18 protein-coding genes are annotated in these 18251 nt (G+C 68.5%); 16 read left to right on the top strand and 2 right to left on the bottom strand.

Features of this window, described 5'->3' with window-relative positions; all coding sequences use genetic code 11:
- Window positions 1-67: 67 nt before the first annotated feature.
- The gene (gene lexA / locus DOE79_RS04815; RefSeq protein ID WP_236900901.1) at window positions 68-691 is read right to left on the bottom strand and encodes a transcriptional repressor LexA; all 624 of its coding nucleotides are present in this window, start codon (window positions 689-691) and stop codon (window positions 68-70) included.
- A gap of 433 nt (window positions 692-1124) precedes the next feature.
- On the opposite strand from lexA, the gene DOE79_RS04810 reads away from it, so the two are divergent.
- The 8 genes from DOE79_RS04810 to DOE79_RS04775 all read left to right on the top strand — a co-directional run bounded on the left by DOE79_RS04810 (window position 1125) and on the right by DOE79_RS04775 (window position 11683).
- Complete coding sequence (locus tag DOE79_RS04810; protein WP_120337514.1) at window positions 1125-1565, top strand: LysM peptidoglycan-binding domain-containing protein; 441 nt, start codon at window positions 1125-1127, stop codon at window positions 1563-1565.
- Window positions 1566-1626: 61 nt separating this feature from the next.
- Entirely contained in the window at window positions 1627-2712 is a 1086-nt protein-coding gene (locus DOE79_RS04805) for a histidinol-phosphate transaminase (RefSeq protein ID WP_120337513.1), read from the top strand.
- A gap of 9 nt (window positions 2713-2721) precedes the next feature.
- A complete protein-coding gene (hisB, locus tag DOE79_RS04800) occupies window positions 2722-3339 on the top strand; it encodes an imidazoleglycerol-phosphate dehydratase HisB (protein WP_120337512.1) in 618 nt (205 codons plus the stop codon).
- Window positions 3336-3968: an imidazole glycerol phosphate synthase subunit HisH gene (hisH, locus tag DOE79_RS04795; RefSeq protein ID WP_120337511.1), complete on the top strand. Its 633-nt coding sequence runs from the start codon at window positions 3336-3338 to the stop codon at window positions 3966-3968. The genes hisB and hisH overlap by 4 nt, the downstream gene beginning before the upstream one ends.
- Before the next feature lie 57 nt (window positions 3969-4025).
- Window positions 4026-4772, top strand: a complete 747-nt coding sequence (gene priA / locus DOE79_RS04790) for a bifunctional 1-(5-phosphoribosyl)-5-((5-phosphoribosylamino)methylideneamino)imidazole-4-carboxamide isomerase/phosphoribosylanthranilate isomerase PriA (protein ID WP_120337510.1) — start codon at window positions 4026-4028, stop codon at window positions 4770-4772.
- On the top strand, window positions 4756-5565 hold the full coding sequence (locus tag DOE79_RS04785; RefSeq protein ID WP_120337509.1) for an SseB family protein: 810 nt from the start codon (window positions 4756-4758) through the stop codon (window positions 5563-5565). The genes priA and DOE79_RS04785 overlap by 17 nt, the downstream gene beginning before the upstream one ends.
- 174 nt (window positions 5566-5739) lie before the next feature.
- Window positions 5740-10809: an Lhr family ATP-dependent helicase gene (locus tag DOE79_RS04780; protein WP_120337508.1), complete on the top strand. Its 5070-nt coding sequence runs from the start codon at window positions 5740-5742 to the stop codon at window positions 10807-10809.
- Window positions 10802-11683 carry a DNA-formamidopyrimidine glycosylase family protein gene (locus tag DOE79_RS04775; RefSeq protein WP_120337507.1) on the top strand — a complete coding sequence of 294 codons (882 nt, stop codon included), beginning with the start codon at window positions 10802-10804 and terminating at the stop codon, window positions 11681-11683. Before DOE79_RS04780 ends, DOE79_RS04775 begins: the two co-directional genes overlap by 8 nt.
- A gap of 93 nt (window positions 11684-11776) precedes the next feature.
- Here DOE79_RS04775 and DOE79_RS04770 read toward each other — a convergent pair whose 3' ends face one another.
- Entirely contained in the window at window positions 11777-12127 is a 351-nt protein-coding gene (locus tag DOE79_RS04770) for a DUF1844 domain-containing protein (protein ID WP_120337506.1), read from the bottom strand.
- Between the two features lie 294 nt (window positions 12128-12421).
- Here DOE79_RS04770 and infC point away from each other — a divergent pair, with 294 nt between their 5' ends.
- The 8 genes from infC (at window position 12422) to DOE79_RS04730 (ending at window position 18001) form a co-directional block, all read left to right on the top strand.
- On the top strand, window positions 12422-13006 hold the full coding sequence (gene infC, locus DOE79_RS04765) for a translation initiation factor IF-3 (protein ID WP_084020755.1): 585 nt from the start codon (window positions 12422-12424) through the stop codon (window positions 13004-13006).
- Entirely contained in the window at window positions 12999-13193 is a 195-nt protein-coding gene (gene rpmI, locus DOE79_RS04760; RefSeq protein WP_066594389.1) for a 50S ribosomal protein L35, read from the top strand. Before infC ends, rpmI begins: the two co-directional genes overlap by 8 nt.
- A gap of 27 nt (window positions 13194-13220) precedes the next feature.
- Window positions 13221-13607: a 50S ribosomal protein L20 gene (gene rplT, locus DOE79_RS04755; RefSeq protein WP_066594394.1), complete on the top strand. Its 387-nt coding sequence runs from the start codon at window positions 13221-13223 to the stop codon at window positions 13605-13607.
- A gap of 108 nt (window positions 13608-13715) precedes the next feature.
- Window positions 13716-14516, top strand: coding sequence for a TrmH family RNA methyltransferase (locus tag DOE79_RS04750; RefSeq protein WP_120337505.1), 801 nt, complete (start codon window positions 13716-13718; stop codon window positions 14514-14516).
- 89 nt (window positions 14517-14605) lie between these two features.
- A complete protein-coding gene (locus DOE79_RS04745; RefSeq protein ID WP_120337504.1) occupies window positions 14606-15394 on the top strand; it encodes an amino acid ABC transporter ATP-binding protein in 789 nt (262 codons plus the stop codon).
- A 36-nt stretch (window positions 15395-15430) separates the two neighbouring features.
- On the top strand, window positions 15431-16300 hold the full coding sequence (locus DOE79_RS04740) for a glutamate ABC transporter substrate-binding protein (RefSeq protein ID WP_120337503.1): 870 nt from the start codon (window positions 15431-15433) through the stop codon (window positions 16298-16300).
- Between the two features lie 118 nt (window positions 16301-16418).
- Window positions 16419-17066: an amino acid ABC transporter permease gene (locus DOE79_RS04735; protein WP_120337502.1), complete on the top strand. Its 648-nt coding sequence runs from the start codon at window positions 16419-16421 to the stop codon at window positions 17064-17066.
- Window positions 17063-18001: an amino acid ABC transporter permease gene (locus DOE79_RS04730; protein WP_120337501.1), complete on the top strand. Its 939-nt coding sequence runs from the start codon at window positions 17063-17065 to the stop codon at window positions 17999-18001. The genes DOE79_RS04735 and DOE79_RS04730 overlap by 4 nt, the downstream gene beginning before the upstream one ends.
- The last annotated feature ends 250 nt before the right edge of the window (window positions 18002-18251 follow it).

The following is an 18251-nucleotide window of genomic DNA, read 5'->3' as shown; positions in this document are numbered from 1 at the left end:
CGCACCGAACGCGAACAGGCCCGGCTCCCCGTGGGGGAGCCGGGCCTGTTTCGGGCAGGGAAGCTGCTTAGACCGACCGGAGCACGGCGACGACCTTGCCGAGAACCTCGGCGTAGTCGCCCAGGATGGGCTCGAAGTTGGTGTTGCGGGGCAGCAGCCAGGTGTGGCCGTCGCGCTGGCGGAACACCTTGACGGTGGCCTCACCGTCGAGCATCGCGGCGACGATCTCGCCGTTCTCGGCCGTCTTCTGCTGGCGGATGACCACCCAGTCGCCATCGCAGATCGCGGCGTCGATCATCGACTCACCGACCACCTTGAGCATGAACAGTTCGCCCTTGCCCACCAGCTGGCGGGGGAGCGGGAAGATCTCGTCGATCTGCTGGTCGGCCATGATCGGGATACCGGCGGCGATGCGGCCGACGAGCGGCACCATCGCCGCGTCACCCACCTGGATGCCGGCCTGATAGTCATCGGGTGCGCCGGGCACGACGTCGTCGCCTGACTGCGGCACCTCGATGAGCACCTCGAGCGCGCGCGGCCGGTTGGGGTCGCGGCGCAGGTACCCGCTCAGCTGCAGCTGGTGGAGCTGGTGCGTCACGCTCGACAGAGAAGAGAGGCCCACGGCGTCGCCGATCTCCCGCATGCTCGGCGGATACCCGCGGTCGCGCACCGAGCGCTGGATGACGTCCATGACGGCACGCTGTTTGTCACTCAGGGTCTTACGGCGCCGCGTGGTGCCTTTGTCCCGAGGTGTGCTCTGCTGGGCCACGTTGTCGCTCCTCTGCTTGGTCTGGCGGTGAGTAGGTCTGGCTGGTGAGCCCGGCCGGCCGGTGTTCATGGCTGGCCGGTGGGTCTCTCCGGCTGGTGATTCCGGCCGGCGATCTGCTGCTGATGAGGCCTGCTGGAGCCAATGTCGGAGGTCTCTGTTTGAGTACAGCTACCCAATCGAAACTGTAGCCAAACAGCGACGGTTTCTAGACATGCATTCGAGTGTGTTGCCGAATCCGTCTATATATTATCCGCAAACAGGGTTGATTGTTCGAACATTCGAAGTTATATTCGGAACATAGATTCGCATCCGGCCCTCCCGGCCGAGGGCCGGATGCGTTACCAGGAGGTCTGACATGAGCGCAGCATACGCACTAAAGCCCGGTTCGGGTACCGGAGGTTCGAACACTTCTCGCCCGAACGCCCCACGGCTGAGCATCGTCGGCGACAGCCGCGAGAACGCCACCCAGGTCGCATCCGCCCCGCGCACCCACCTGCGGCTCACCCGCCGTGGCCGGATCGTCTTCACGACCCTCGCGGCACTGCCGCTGGTGCTCGGTTCCATCGTCGTCGCCGTGAACGGCGGCGTCGCTGCCGCAGAGGGCACGACCGGAGTCGGAGCGGCGGCGTTCGACTACGTCACCATCGAATCCGGACAGTCGCTCTGGCAGCTGGCCGAGTCCATCGCCCCCACCCAGGACCCGCGCGACGTCATAGCCGACATCGTCAACCTCAACCAGCTCGCGTCCGACGCCGTGCAGCCCGGCCAGCGCCTGGCCCTCCCCGCCGGCTACTGAGCCGACACCTCCCGGCAGCCGCCGGGAGAGGTCCCCAGCGCACGCAACTAAGCTTGTTCGGGTGACCAGCCTCGACGACCTGCCCCTGCGCGCCAACCTCCGCGGACAAATCCCTTACGGTGCACCGCAGCTGCACGTGCCGGTGGCGCTGAACGTGAACGAGAACACCCACCCGATTCCGCCGAAGGTCGCCGCGGACATCGCCGAGGCCCTCGCCGCCGCGATCCTGACCGTGAATCGCTACCCCGACCGGGAGTTCACCCAGCTGCGCGACGATCTCGCCGGCTACCTCGGCCACGGCCTCACCCGCGACAACATCTGGGCCGCCAATGGCTCCAACGAGGTGCTGCAGCAGGTGCTGCAGGCCTTCGGCGGACCGGGCCGTTCCCTGCTCGGCTTCGCGCCGACCTATTCGATGTACTCGATCCTCGCCTCCGGCACCGATACCCGCTGGATCGCCGGCGGGCGGGACGCCGACTACGAGCTGTCGCCGGAGACCGCCGCCCGCTGGGTGCGCGAGACCTCGCCCGACATCGTGTTCCTCTGCTCTCCGAACAACCCCACCGGCACGCCCCTGTCGCTGGCTACGATCGAGGCGGTCTACGACGCCACCGACGGCATCGTGGTGGTCGACGAGGCCTACGCCGAATTCGCCCCCGCCGGCACGGAGAGTGCGCTCAGCCTCTTGCGCGGGCGTGAACGCCTGCTGGTCTCCCGCACCATGAGCAAGGCCTTCGCCTTCGCGGGGGTGCGCCTGGGCTACCTCGCCGCCGACCCGGCCGTCACGGATGCGCTCCGCCTGGTGCGCCTGCCGTACCACCTGTCCGCGCTCACCCAGGCGGCGGCCGTGGCCGCGCTCGCCCACACCGGTGAGATGCTCGCGATGGTCGATGACATCCGGGTGCAGCGGGACCGCCTGGTGACCGAACTGCGCGCCCTCGGTTTCAGCCCGCTGCGCAGCGGCAGCAACTTCGTGCTCTTCGGCGGGGTCACCGACCCGCACGCCACCTTCGAAGCTCTGCTCGCCGAGGGAATCCTCATCCGCGACGTCGGCATCCCCGGTCACCTGCGCGTATCGGCCGGCACCGAAGCCGAGACCAGCGCCTTCCTGACGGCCATCGCGCGGCTGCGCCCGGCAGCCGAATAAACTAGGCGCATGACCAACGTCACGCCCTCGCCTCGCCGTGCCCACCTCCAGCGCGAAACGAGCGAATCGAGCATCGACCTGTCGATCGATCTGGACGGCACCGGGGTGAGCGACATCCACACCAGCGTGCCGTTCTACGACCACCTGCTCACGGCCTTCGCGAAGCACTCGCTGACCGACCTCACCGTGCATGCCAAGGGCGACATCGAGATCGATGTGCACCACACCGTCGAGGACATCGGCATCGTGCTCGGCCAGGCCATCAAGCAGGCCCTCGGCGACAAGTCCGGCATCTCCCGGTACGGCGACGCCCTCGTGCCGCTGGACGAAGCGCTCGTGCAGGCCGTCGTCGACATCTCCGGCCGCCCCTACCTCGTGCACACGGGCGAGCCGGCCGGGTTCGAATTCCACCTCATCGGTGGCCACTTCACCGGATCGATGGTGCGGCACGTGTTCGAGGCCATCGCCTTCAACGCCGCGCTCACCGTGCACGTCACCGTGGTCGGCGGCCGCGACCCGCACCACATCGCCGAGGCGGAGTTCAAGGCCTTCGCCCGCGCCTTCCGCCAGGCCAAGGCGTACGACGCGCTGGTCTCCGGCATCCCGTCCACCAAGGGCGCCCTATGACAAGCGTCGTCGTGCTCGACTACGGCACCGGCAATGTGCACTCGGCCGTCAAGGCGCTCGAGCTGGCCGGCGCCGACGTCACCCTGACCGGTGACCGCAAGCTCGCGCTCGAGGCCGACGGCCTGCTGGTGCCCGGGGTCGGGGCGTTCAGCGCGGTCATGACGGCGCTCAACGATGCGCACGGCGGCGACATCATCGACAAACGGCTCTCCGGCGGCCGCCCGGTGATGGGCATCTGCGTGGGCATGCAGGTCATGTTCGAACACGGCGTCGAACGGGGCGTCGAGTCGGAGGGCCTCGGCGAATGGCCGGGAACCGTCACGGCGCTGCCGGCGCCGGTGCTGCCGCACATGGGCTGGAACACCGTCACGCCCGACCCCGACTCGGTGCTCTTCCGCGGCCTGGAGGAGGAGCGCTTCTACTTCGTGCACTCCTACGCCGCACAGGAGTGGACGCTCGACGTGATGCCGCCCTTCCCCGTTCCCCGGCTCACCTGGGCCAACCACGGCGCACCCTTCCTGGCCGCGGTCGAGAACGGGCCGCTGACGGCCACCCAGTTCCACCCCGAGAAGAGCGGCGACGCCGGCATCCGCCTGCTGTCGAACTGGCTCGGCACGCTGCGCGACTAGTCTTCCCACCCGCCGGCCGCCGACCATGCGGCCGCACAATCATGAAAAGGCACCACCATGAGCGAGTTCAACAAAACCCCGAAGCTGGTCCTCCTGCCGGCCGTCGACGTCGCCGACGGCAAGGCCGTGCGGCTCACCCAGGGTGAGGCCGGCACCGAGACCAACTACGGCGACCCGATGGATGCCGCGCTCGACTGGGCCAACCAGGGCGCCGAGTGGATCCACCTCGTCGACCTCGACGCCGCGTTCGGGCGGGGCAACAACACGAGCGTGCTCAAGAAGGTCATCAAGCAGCTCCGCGGTGTGAATGTGGAACTCTCCGGCGGCATCCGCGACGACGAGTCGCTCGAGGCGGCCCTGAACACCGGCGTCAAGCGCATCAACCTCGGCACCGCCGCCCTGGAGAACCCGGAGTGGGCCGCCAGCGTGATCGCGCAGTACGGCGACGCCATCGCCGTCGGCCTCGACGTGCGCGGCACGACTCTCGCCGCCCGCGGCTGGACGAAGGACGGCGGCGACCTGTGGCAGGTGCTCGAGCGGCTCGAAGAAGCCGGCTGCACCCGCTATGTGGTCACCGATGTCACCAAGGACGGCACCCTCAAGGGACCGAACATCGAACTGTTGCGTGAGGTCATGGAGCGCACCCACCGCCCCGTGATCGCATCGGGCGGCATCGCCAGCCTCGACGACATTGCGGCGCTCCGCGAACTCGTTCCGCTCGGCCTGGAGGGCGCGATCGTGGGCAAGGCGCTCTACGCCGGCGCCTTCACCCTCGCCGAGGCGCTGGATGTCTCCGGCGCATAACCTCGGCTCCACCGGCCGGCCGGACGGCGGGGCGGACTCCGCCGGTCAGCCCTGGGCCGGCCGGTCGCTCGACCACGCCGACTTCGGCGACGACGACGGTCTCGCGCCGGCCGTGCTGCTCGATGCGCTCGCCCGGTTCCGGGCCAGGGAACTGGGGGAGGAGGGCGTGATCGACGCCCTCAGATCGGCGCGCCTGCTCATCCCGCTGGTCACCGCGCTCGGCGCCGACGACGGGCAGGCCGACGCTGTCGGGGAGCACGGGCTGCGGGTCGACAAGACCCAGGAGCTCTCCATCATCACGGTGGCCGGACCGGACGGCCGTGCCGTGCTGCCGGTGTTCTCCTCGGCCGCCGCGATGCGCCGCTGGAACGCCGAGGCCAGGCCGGTTCCCGCCGATGCCGCCCGGGTGGCCCTCGCCGCCGCGCAGGAGGACACCGACCTTGTGGTGCTCGACCCCACCGCGGAGACCGAGTTCGTCGTGCGCCGGCCCGCGCTGTGGGCGATCGCGCAGTCCCTCCCGTGGACCCCCAGCTACGCCAGCCGCCAGGTTGCCGCCGCGTTCGAGGAATCGATCACGACCGAACTGGCCGCGCTCTCGGTGAGCCTCACCGCCGGGGACCCGCACGCCCGGCTGACCGGGCCGGAGCTGATCGTGCGACTGGAACTCGTCGACGGTCTCAGCCGCGCCGACCTCGACGCCACCCTGGCCCGCCTGGCCGCCCGCTGGGCCGCCGACGACGTGATCGCCACGGGCGTCGACTCCCTGCGCGTGCAGTTGGTCGCCTCCGCCTGACCCGCCCGCCGCGCCCCGCATCCGTCCCGCCGGCCAGGTAACTGTTGCCGAAGCGGACAATTGCACCCGGCGTGCCGGGCGCAGAAGTCCGCACGGGGAACAGTTGAGGCGGCATCGGCCGGTGTTGGGGGCGGCTTCCGGAGCGATGTCAGGGGTATCGGGGAGGATAGGGGGATGACGGAGATTCTCCAGCGCCTCTCACCGGCCACCCGCACGTGGTTCTCCGGCGCGTTCGACGCTCCCACCGAGGCGCAGCTCGGCGCTTGGGATGCCATCTCCCGCGGTTCGCACACCCTCGTCGTCGCCCCCACCGGGTCGGGCAAGACCCTGGCCGCATTCCTCTGGGCGCTCGACCGGTTGTACTCGGCCTCCACCGGTGAGGCCGCCGTGGTGGACGCCGCAACCGGCGTCGCACCTGCCTCCACTGATACCGGCACCCCGGCAGGTTCGGGGCCGGCCGAATCCGCCGGAGACGCATCCGCGCCGTCGGGGTCCGCTGCACGCTCAGCGTCAGCCACATCCGCGGCATCCGCAGCGCCCACCGGCACCCGGGTGCTCTACATCTCGCCGCTCAAGGCCCTCGGCGTGGACGTGGAACGCAACCTGCGCGCTCCGCTCGTGGGCATCGGCCAGGCCGCCGAACGGCTAGGCCTGGCACCTGTGCGGGTGACCGTGGGCGTGCGAAGCGGCGACACCCCGGCGGCGGACCGGCGCGCGCTCGTGAAATCGCCGCCCGAGATCCTCATCACCACCCCCGAGTCGCTTTTCCTGATGCTCACCTCCGCCGCCCGCGAGTCGCTGCGCGGCGTCGACACCGTGATCATCGACGAGATCCACGCCGTCGCGGCGAGCAAACGCGGCGCGCACCTCGCCGTCTCCCTCGAACGCCTCGACGCCCTGCTGGCCAAGCCGGCCCAGCGCATCGGCCTGTCCGCCACCGTGCGGCCGGCCTCGGAGGTGGCCCGGTTCCTGGGCGGCCTCGCGCCGGTGGAGATCGTGGCGCCGAAGAACGAGAAACGGTTCGACCTGCGGGTGGTCGTGCCCGTCGACGACATGACCCAGCTCGGCGCGGTGCCCGCTCAGGAGGGCGCCACCTCCGCCGCGGCCCCGCAGACCGGGTCGATCTGGCCGCATGTGGAGGAGGCGATCGTGGACGCCGTGCTCGCGCACTCGTCCTCGATCGTGTTCGCCAACTCCCGGCGCCTGGCCGAACGGCTCACCGCCCGGTTCAACGAGATCTACAGCGAACGGCTCGCCGCGGCCGACGAGGCCGAACTGGTGCTCGCCGGGGCCAGGGATGCCGATGGCGCGGCCGGCGCCGGCGCCCGCGCCGTACTCGCACCACCGGCCCGGCCGCCCGCCGAGCTGATGGGCGGCAGCGGTCAGAGCGAGGGCGCCGAGCCGCTGCTCGCCCGCGCACACCACGGGTCGGTCAGCAAGGAACAGCGGGCCATGATCGAGGACGACCTCAAGTCCGGGCGGCTCCGCTGCGTGGTGGCCACCTCGAGCCTCGAACTCGGCATCGACATGGGCGAGGTCGACCTGGTGGTGCAGGTGGAGTCGCCGCCGTCGGTGGCCAGCGGCCTGCAGCGCGTCGGCCGGGCCGGCCACCAGGTCGGCGAGGTGTCCCGCGGCATCATCTTTCCCAAGCACCGGGCCGACCTCATCCACGCCACCGTCGCGGCCGAGCGGATGGTGTCGGGCATGATCGAGTCGCTGCAGGTGCCAGCGAACCCGCTCGACATCCTCGCCCAGCAGACCATCGCCGCGGTCGCCCTCGAACCGATCGACGCCGAAGAATGGTTCGACGCCGTGCGGCGCAGCGCCCCGTTCGCGACCCTGCCGCGTTCGGCCTACGAGGCCACCCTCGACCTGCTCGCCGGCCGGTACCCGTCCGACCAGTTCGCCGAACTGCGGCCTCGCATCATCTGGGACCGCGACTCGGGCCTCCTCACCGGTCGGCCCGGCGCCCAGCGCCTGGCCGTCACGAGCGGCGGCACCATCCCCGACCGCGGCCTGTTCGGGGTGTTCATGGTCGGCGGTGACTCGGCCACCGGCCGCCGGGTGGGCGAGCTCGACGAAGAGATGGTCTACGAGTCCCGCGTCGGTGACGTCTTCGCGCTCGGAGCGACGAGCTGGCGCATCCAGGAGATCACCCACGATCGGGTGCTCGTGCTGCCCGCGTTCGGCGAACCCGGCCGGCTGCCGTTCTGGAAGGGCGACGGCCTGGGCCGGCCCGCCGAACTCGGCGCCGCCATCGGCGCGTTCCTCCGCGAGGTGTCCGCGCTCACGCCGGCGAAGGCCAGGGCGCGCTGCCTGGCCGTGGGCCTGGACGAGCGGGCGGTCACCAACCTGCTGGCCTTCCTCGACGAACAGCGCGCCGCCACCCGCTACCTGCCCACCGACCAGACCCTCGTGGTCGAGCGGTTTCGCGACGAACTCGGTGACTGGCGGGTCATCCTGCACTCGCCGTTCGGCCTCACCGTGCACGCGCCGTGGGCCCTTGCCGTGGGAGCCCGGGTGCGCGAACGTTTCGGCATCGACGGCGCCTGCGTCGCCAGCGACGACGGCATCGTCGTGCGCATTCCCGACACCGAGTCCGAACCGCCCGGCGCCGACCTCTTCGTTTTCGACCCCGACGAACTCGAGCAGTTGGTGACCGACGAGGTCGGCGGCTCCGCCCTGTTCGCCTCCAGGTTCCGCGAGTGCGCCGCCCGGGCGCTGCTCTTGCCCCGGTACCGGCCGGGCAGCCGCTCTCCGCTCTGGCAGCAACGCCAGAAGGCGTCGCAGCTGCTCGACGTGGCCCGCGAATACCCGTCGTTCCCGATCATCCTCGAGACCATCCGCGAGTGCCTGCAGGATGTCTACGACCTGCCAGCGCTCGTGGCGCTGACCAGGCAGGTGGCCAGCCGCGCCATCCGGCTGGTGGAGACCAGCACCGACTCGGCCAGCCCGTTCGCCAACGCGCTGCTGTTCGGCTACGTCGCCGCGTTCATGTACGAGGGCGATTCGCCGCTGGCCGAACGCCGCGCCACCGCGCTGTCGATCGACTCCGGCCTGCTGGCCGAACTGCTCGGCCGGGTGGAGCTGCGCGAGCTGCTCGACCCCGTCGTGATGGAACGCACCGACGCCGAACTGCAGCGTCTCGCCCCCGACCGCCGCGCCCGAGGGCTGGAGGGCGTCGCCGACCTGCTCCGCGGCCTCGGCCCGCTCACCGTCGCCGAGGTCGCCGCCCGGCTGCAGGCGGCCGGTGTGCCCGAGGCCGTCGCACCGGATGCGGGGGAGCCGGAGCCCGACAACACAGTCGGCCCCGACGCTCCAGGCGACGCCGACGCGACCGACGGCCCCGACGCATCCGCACCGGCCGAGCCGCCCGCTGCCACCGAGGCAGAGGCCCGTGGCCACCTCGATGCGCTCACCGCCGCCCGCCGCGCCCTCAAGGTCGGTATCGCCGGCGAGGAACGCTGGGCGGTGATCGAGGACGCCGGCCGGCTGCGCGACGCCCTCGGCGTTCCGCTGGCCCCGGGCATCCCCGAGGCCTTCACCGAGAGCGTGAAGGACCCGCTCGGCGACCTCGTCAGTCGCTACGCCCGCACCCACGGCCCGTTCACCACGGCCGACGTGGCCACCCGATTCGGGTTCGGCAGCGCCATCGCCCTGGGCGCCCTGCGCCGGCTGGCTGATGCCCGGCGCATCGTCGAGGGGGAATTCCGTCCGCACGGCAGCGGCAGCGAGTGGTGCGACGCCGAGGTGCTGCGGCGGCTGCGCCGGCGCTCGCTCGCGGCGCTGCGGCACGAGATCGAGCCCGTCGACCAGGCCACCCTCGGCCGGTTCCTTCCGGCCTGGCAGCACGTCGGCGGCAAGCTGCGCGGGGTCGACGGCGTGGTCTCCGTGATCGAACAGCTCGAGGGCGCCCGCATCCCGGCCTCCGCCTGGGAGACCCTGATCCTGCCCGCCCGGGTGAGCGACTACCACCCGGGCATGCTCGACGAGCTCACGAACGCCGGCGAGGTGCTCTGGGCCGGCGCCGGCACGCTGGCCGGCAACGACGGCTGGGTGAGCCTGCACCTGACCGACACCGCGCCGCTCACCCTGCCCGTTCCCACCGACCTGGAGACCACCCCGCTGCAGCGGGAGATCCTCGCCACCCTGGGCGGCGGCGGGGGCTACTTCTTCCGGCAGCTGGCCGACTCGGTCGGCAGCCAGGACGACGGCGAGCTCGTCGAGGCGCTCTGGGACCTGGTCTGGTCCGGCCTGGTGAGCAATGACACCTTCGCGCCGGTGCGCTCGCTGGTCTCCGGCGGCAAGTCGGCGCACTCCACCCGCCGGGCCGCGCCGCGCGCCCGCCTGCACCGCGGTCGTGCGCTGCCCCGGGCCACCATGCCCAGCCGACAGGGGCCGCCCACGGTCTCCGGTCGTTGGTCGATCGTGCCCGTCGCCGACACCTCCGCCACCCGTCGTGCGCACGCCCTGGGCGAGACCATGCTCGAACGCTACGGCGTCGTCACCCGCGGCGCCGTGATGGGCGAGAACGTGCTGGGCGGCTTCGCGCTGGTGTACAAGACTCTCAGCGGCTTCGAGGAGATGGGCCGGTGCCGCCGGGGCTACTTCGTCGAGGGGCTCGGCGCCTCCCAGTTCGCCACCGCGGGCACCATCGACCGGATGCGCGGCTACGTCGACCAGCGTGAGCGCGCCGAGCGCGGGGACCGTTCGGCGCCCACCGCGGTGACCCTCGCCGCCACCGACCCGGCCAACCCGTATGGCGCCGTGCTGCCGTGGCCCGCGCTGCCCGAGGGCACCGGACACCGGCCGGGCCGCAAGGCCGGCGGTCTGGTCGTACTCGTCGACGGGCACTTGGTGCTCTACGTGGAGCGTGGCGGCAAGTCGATGCTCGTGTTCGATCCCGCCGCCACTGCGCACGCCTCCGACACCACCACCGGTTCCGGCCCGGACACGGGTGCCGACGACGCCGGCGCGGATTTCACCGGTGGATCCCGGACACCGTCGGCACGCTCGGCGCCGGCGCCTGGGGCATCCGGCCACACGGGCGCTCAGCGGGCGGCACCATCGGAGACCGTGCTGGCGGCCACACGGTCCCTGGCCGCGACGGTCACCACCGGCCGGGTGCCCAAGCTCGCGGTGGAGACCGTCAACGCCGACTTCGTGCTCGGCACCACGGTGGGGGATGCACTGCGCGCTGCCGGTTTCACCGAGACACCGCGGGGGCTGAGGCTCAGTGCCTGAGGGCGACACCGTGTACCGCAGTGCCCGCAGCCTCGACGAGGCCCTGCACGGTGCCACACTCACACGGTGCGACATCCGGGTGCCGGCGTTCGCCACCGTCGACCTGTCCGGTCAGACGGTGCACGAGGTGATCAGCCGTGGCAAACACCTGGTGGCGCACGTGGGGGAGACCAGCATCCACTCGCACCTGAAGATGGAGGGCACCTGGCACCTCTACCGGCACGGCACGAAATGGCAGCGGCCGGCCTTCCAGGCCCGCATCGTGCTGGAGACCGCGGACTGGGTGGCAGTGGGGTTCGAGCTGGGCACCCTAGAGCTCTTTCCCACCGCGGAGGACGAGCAGCACCTCGGCTACCTGGGCCCCGACCTGCTCGGCCCCGACTGGGACGCGGAGGACGCAGTGCGCCGGCTACGTGCGGCCGGCGACAGTGCGGCGGGGGCCAGCCCGGCAGAGCCCAGCGCGGCGGGGGCCAGCGCGGCAGGGACCAACGCGGGCGGGGCCGGTGCGCCCATCGTCAGCGTGGGGGAGAAGCCTGTGGCCGTGGCCCTGGGCGACCAGCGCAACCTCGCCGGTCTCGGCAACGTCTACGTGAACGAACTCTGTTTCCTGCGCGGGGTGCTGCCGACCCGGCCGATCAGCGAGGTCGCCGACCTGGACGGCCTCGTCGCGCTGGCGCACCGGCTGATCACGGCCAACCGGGACCGCTCGGAGCGCACCACCACTGGCAATCTGCGCCGGGGGATGCGCACGTTCGTCTACGGGCGGGAACGGCAGCCCTGCCGGCGTTGTGGCACGCGCATCCAGAGCGGCGAGCTGGGCCGCAGCGAACTCGAAAAGCGGGTCACCTACTGGTGCCCGCGCTGCCAAACCTGACCGGCCCCGCCCAACTGTTGCCCGTCCGGACTTTTGCGCCCGGCGTAGCGGGCGCAAAAGTCCGATTCGGCAACAGTTGGGTGTCTTGCGGAGCTAGTTGACCGGGCCGGTGAACTTCTCGCCGGGGCCCTGGCCGATCGGGTCGGGGATGGCAGATGCCTCGCGGAACGCCAGCTGCAACGAGCGCAGACCGTCGCGCAGGCTCCGTGCGTGCATGTCCGAGATGTCCGGGGCGGATGCCGTGATCAGGCCGGCCAGGGCGGTGATCAGCTTGCGCGCCTCATCGAGGTCGATCTGGGTCTCGGGGTCGTCGGCGAGCCCCACCTTGACCGCCGAGGCGCTCATCAGGTGCACCGCGGCGGTCGTGATGATCTCCACCGCCGCCACATCCGCGATGTCACGCGTGGCCTGGCCGGATGAATCCTGGTCGATATTGTCGCTCACTGTTTTCCTCTGCTATGCTTACCCGGGCTCCGAGATGAAAGTCTCGGTACGAAAGTGGATAATCTCCCACCCGCGCTTGACCGCTTCATAAAGGTTACCGGGTTGTTTGCACTCCGCCGTCGCTCGCTGGTTTCCAGCTTGCACGGTAGATAGGGTGCCGTACGTGGTTGATGAGTGACAGAACAAGGAAATGTTCTGGAACTTAGGAATTGCGCGCGCGATTGTCTCCTCTTCGTCTCCGGACGACATCCGTTGTCAGGCTGTAGCCACGATGCTTGAGTAGAGGAGAGACGCATCAGCGATCCCCGTACAAATGACCGTATCCGCGTCCCCGAAGTCCGTCTCGTTGGTCCCAACGGCGAACAGGTTGGGGTCGTGGCGATTGATGTCGCCCTGCGCCTGGCACAGGAGGCTGACCTCGATCTGGTCGAAGTAGCCCCCACGTCCAAGCCGCCGGTCGCGAAGATCATGGATTACGGCAAGTTCAAGTACGAAGCTGCGCAGAAGGCGAAAGAAGCCCGGCGCAACCAGGCGAACACGATCCTCAAAGAGGTTCGCTTCCGCCTCAAGATTGATAAGCACGACTACGAGACCAAGCGCAAGCGCGCCGAAGGCTTCCTGAAGGCCGGCGACAAGGTCAAGGCCATGATTCTGTTCCGTGGCCGTGAACAGTCCCGTCCCGACCAGGGTGTACGTCTGCTTCAGAGATTTGCCGAGGATGTCGCGGAGTTCGGTTCTGTGGAATCGAGCCCGACCATCGACGGTCGAAACATGGTCATGGTGATTGGCCCGCTGAAGAACAAATCAGAGGCCAAGGCAGAGGCCAATGCACATAGAGCTGCTGACAAAGCAGCCAAACAGGAGGAAAAGAATGCCTAAGCAGAAGACCCACTCTGGGACAAAGAAGCGTTTCAAGGTCACTGGCTCCGGCAAGATCATGAAGCAGCAGGCCGGACTTCGCCACAACCTCGAGGTCAAGAGCACGCAGCGCAAGTCCCGCCTGAACCAGGACCAGGTTCTCGCCAAGGCCGACGTCAAGGCCATCAAGAAGCTTCTCGGCCACTAGGCCCCGTACCCCTAAAGGAATTAGAAAATGGCAAGAGTAAAGAGGGCCGTCAACGCCCACAAGAAGCGTCGCGTAATTCTTGAGCGCGCCGAGGGTTACCGCGGTCAGCGTTCACGTCTGTACCGCAAGGCCAAGGAGCAGGTCACTCACTCCCTCGTCTACAGCTACCGTGACCGTCGTGCACGCAAGGGTGACTTCCGTCGCCTGTGGATCCAGCGCATCAACGCCGCGTCCCGCGCGAACGGCCTGACCTACAACCGCCTCATCCAGGGCCTCGCCCTGGCCGGCATCCAGGTCGACCGTCGCATCCTCGCCGACCTCGCCGTCACCGAGCCCGCCACCTTCGCGGCCATCGTTGCCAGCGCCAAGGCAGCACTGCCCGCTGACACCTCCGCACCCAAGGTTGCGAAGTAGTCACACAGCTTTTCCTCAACGGGAGCGATCGCCAACGGCGGTCGCTCCCGTTTTGTATGCCCGGCGGGGCATTCTGTGGCCGGCGGGTGCGGCACCTAAACTGGGAGCATGCTAGATAACCCCCGATCTCCTCGCGTGCGTGCCGTCGCGAAACTTGCGAACCGAGCAGCCCGCTCCGAGACGGGACTGTTCCTGCTCGAAGGCCCGCAGGCCGTCTCCGAAGCCCTCACCTTCCGCCCCGAACTCGTCGTGGAGCTCTACGCCACCCCGACGGCGCTCGAGCGCTACACCGAGATCGGCGATGCCGCCGTCGCCGCCGGCGTGGACGTGGAGTTCGTCACCGAACAGGTGCTCGAGACGATGGCCGACACGGTCACCCCACAGGGCTTCATCGCCGTCTGTCACCAGTTCCCCACCTCGATCAAGAAGATCTTCGCCAACGAGCCCAAGCTCATCGCGATCCTCGAAGAGGTGCGCGACCCGGGAAACGCCGGCACCATCATCCGGGCCGCGGATGCCGCGGGCGCCGACGCCGTCATCTTCACCGGCCGCAGCGTCGACCTGTACAACCCAAAGGTGGTGCGCTCGTCCACCGGGTCGATCTTCCACCTGCCCGTCGCCGTGGGCGTCACCCTGGCCGATGTGCGCGAGCGGGCGAAGTTCGCCGGCATGCAGATCCTCGCCGCCGACATCAAGGGCGACGACCTGCTCGAGGCCCGCAACAGCGGCCTGCTCGCGGGTCCCACCGCCTGGCTGTTCGGCAACGAGGCCCGCGGTCTGACCGAGGAAGACCTGGCGATGGCGGACCGCGCGATTAGCGTTCCCATCTACGGAAACGCCGAATCGATGAACCTCGCGACAGCCGCATCCGTGTGCCTCTACGAGAGCGCTTTCTCGCACCGCGCCTAGCATCTTTGCCGGTCGGGCGTCTATTACGTTTGGGTTACCGACCGGCTTAATGGTGGCTCCAGCCTCAGCCCTAGCCTAAGTTGGGGGGTATGGAGCCAACAGAAACATCACCGGCGACGTCCAACATCACAGTCCGCCGGGGGGAACCCCTGGTCGTCATCACGGACGTTAATAAGCACTACGGGGAACTGCACGTTCTGAAGAACATCAACGCCACGGTCAACCGTGGCGAGGTGGTTGTGGTCATCGGCCCCAGCGGTTCGGGCAAGTCCACCCTGTGCCGGGCCATCAACCGGCTCGAGACCATCGACGACGGCTCGATCACGATCGACGGCAAGGAACTGCCCGCCGAGGGCAAGGCCCTCGCGCAGTTGCGTGCCGATGTCGGCATGGTCTTCCAGGCGTTCAACCTGTTCGCGCACAAGACCGTCCTGGAGAATGTCACCCTCGGGCCGATCAAGGTACGCGGCATGAGCAAGGCCGACGCCGAGACGAAGGCCATGGCCCTGCTCGAGCGCGTCGGTGTGGCCAATCAGGCCAAGAAGATGCCGTCCCAGCTCTCCGGCGGCCAGCAGCAGCGTGTGGCCATCGCTCGCGCCCTCGCCATGGATCCCAAGCTGATCCTGCTCGACGAGCCCACCAGCGCGCTCGACCCCGAAATGATCAACGAGGTGCTCGAGGTCATGGTGGACCTCGCCAACGAGGGCATGACCATGATCGTGGTCACCCACGAGATGGGCTTCGCCCGCCGCGCCGCCGACCGGGTCATCTTCATGGCCGAGGGCGACATCGTGGAGGAAACCACGCCGGAGAAGTTCTTCACGAACCCCCAAAGCACGAGAGCGAAGGATTTCCTCTCCAAAATACTTGCCCACTAACCGGTCGGCGAGACACACAGCACACAGGAGGAAACCATGAGACGCAACAAGGGTCTAATGATCTCAGCCATCGCCCTCGCCGGAGCGTTCGCGCTGAGCGGATGCACCGATTCCGGCGCCGGCGCCCCGTCCGCGGCACCCGTGGAAGAGGTGACCTTCGATGAGGGCACCACCATGGCCGCCCTGAACGAGGCCGGCACCATCACCATCGGCACCAAGTTCGACCAGCCCCTGTTCGGCCTCAAGGGCCCGGATGACAACCCGGTCGGCTTCGATGTGGAAATCGGCAAGCTCATCGCGGCGAAGCTCGGTATCGAGGCGTCGAACATCAAGTGGACCGAGACCGTCTCCGCGAACCGCGAGCCGTTCATCGAGAACGGTGACGTCGACCTCGTTATCGCGACGTACACCATCAACGACGCCCGCAAGGAAGTTGTCTCGTTCGCCGGCCCGTACTACGAAGCCGGTCAGGACCTGCTCGTGCTCGCGGGCAACCCCGCGAAGATCACCGGCCCTGAGGACCTCGCCGACAAGAAGGTCTGCACCGTCAGCGGCTCCACCTCGGAGAAGAACGTCGCCGCGTACACGTCCAACATCATCGCCACCGACCAGTATTCCAACTGCCTCGGCCCGCTGCGCAGCGGCGAAGTCGACGCTGTCACGACCGACAACGTGATTCTGGCCGGCCTCGCCGACCAGAACGCCGGTGAGTTCGAAGTTGTGGGCAACCCGTTCACCAAGGAGCCCTACGGCATCGGCCTGGCCAAGGACGACACCGAGTTCCGCATGTTCATCAACGACGTGCTGGAAGAGTCCTACGAGGACGGTTCCTGGGCTGCAGCCTGGGAGGCCACCGCGGGCTCCGTGCTCGAGACGCCGAAGCCGCCGGCGGTTGACCGCTACTAGCAAGACAGCACTATCCGATCGGGGCGGCCGCACCAGCCGCCCCGATCGGCAGTTTCACCCTGAATCATTACGGTCGTGCACTAACCGGGTCTTGTACCCGCAGAAGAGGAGGTGAGTCTTGGACGCAGTCATCGAAAACCTGCCGGTGTTTCTGGAAGGCTTCAAGAACACGCTCGGGTTGCTGTTGATTTCTGGCAGCGGAGCGCTCGTACTGGGCGTCCTGGTGGCGGCCCTGCGCATCTCGCCCGTGGGGTCCTTTCGCGCCTTCGCGACCGGGTACACCGAGCTGGTGCGCAACACCCCCCTCACCCTCGTTCTGTTCTTCTGCGCGAACACCCTGCCCTACCTGCAGTACAACCCGGGCTTCTTCACCTTGGCCGCGATCGGGCTGACCGTCTACACATCGCCGTTCGTCGCTGAAGCTCTGCGTTCGGGGATCAACGGTGTTCCCGTCGGACAGGCCGAAGCGGCTCGCAGCGTCGGTCTCACCTTCGGCCAGTCGCTGAGCTACATCATCATGCCGCAGGCCGTGCGCATGGTGATCCCGCCCCTGATCAACGTCTTCATCGCCCTCACCAAGAACACCTCGGTCGCCGGAGCCTTCTTCGTGTTCGAACTCTTCGGGGCCGGTCGCCGGGTCGTCAACGATCGTGGTGACGCCGTCATCGCGATTCTTCTCGCCGTGGCGTTCTTCTACCTGATCATCACCATCACGCTCGGGCAGATAGCTGCGCGAGTGGAAAAGAAACTGGCGGTGCTGCGATGAGTTCTGTTCTGTACGACGCCCCCGGACCCAAGGCCCGGGCCCGGTCTCGACTGATGTCGATAATCGGCAGCGTCCTCATCCTGGGATTGCTGACCTGGCTCGTTCTCGCCCTCGGTGCGCCCAAGGCCAGCGCCAACGGTGCCGTTCAGCCCGGCATGTGGGACATCACCCGATGGGATGTCTTCACCGACGTCCAGGTCTGGCGTCGCATCGGCTTGGGCGTGCTGGCCACCCTGAAGATGGCTGGAGTCGCCGCAGTCTTCGCGCTGGTTCTCGGCGTCGTGTTCTCGTTCGCCCGCTCGGCCGAGCACAAGCTGCTCCGCGTACCGTCCACCATCATTCTCGAATTCGTTCGGGGCATGCCCGTCCTGCTCATGATGCTCTTCGTCCTCCTGGTGTTCTCCACCGGGTCGTTCTGGGCCGGTGTGGCCGCACTGTCCGTGTACAACGGTGCGATCATCGGAGAGGCGCTGCGTGCCGGCATCAACTCCCTGCCGCGCGGGCAGCGCGAAGCCGGGCTCGCCATCGGCCTGAGCCCGATCTCGACCCGCTTCCGGATCGAGTTTCCCCAGGCCTTCCGGCAGATGCTGCCGATCATCATCGCGCAACTCGTCGTGTTGCTGAAAGACACCTCACTGGCCTTCATCGTCGGCTATGAGGAACTCCTCCGTATCGGCGTCTATAACCTGCCCAACTTCTTCGGTCAGCGTTACCAGTTCTCCTTCTTCCTCGTGGTGCTCGCCATCTACCTGGCGATGAACCTGTCACTGTCCTGGCTCGCGCGAATCATCGCACGGCGATCCGGGCCCAAAGCCGGACAACTGATCGACCCGTTGGCTCCCGAGCCCATTCCGGACACCTCGGTGGCCGGGGGAACGACTGCCGGCGGCAGTGCTACTGCTGGCGGTCCCGCCGGCTCCGCCGCCAGCCGCTGATCCCAGGCAGCACATCGCGCGGCCAGAACTTTTTTTGGGCCCGCAGTTCGGATGCTCGCGATGGCTCCTATGCATGAGCCTCTGGGCGGTTCGCCTGGTTGCATGAGCACCTCACGACGGGGCAGCGCACAGCCCGTTCACCAGCGGGCACGCTGACGACCGTCAGGCCTGTTCGACCCTGCACGACAGGGACGTGAGCGCATCCGGTCGGCCGGCGATCGTCACCGGATCCACTCTCAGGGAGTATTCC

This window comes from Cryobacterium soli (assembly GCF_003611035.1).
GTDB classification, from domain to species: Bacteria; Actinomycetota; Actinomycetes; order Actinomycetales; family Microbacteriaceae; genus Cryobacterium; species Cryobacterium soli.
This window is presented reverse-complemented; position numbering and strand designations above follow the sequence as displayed.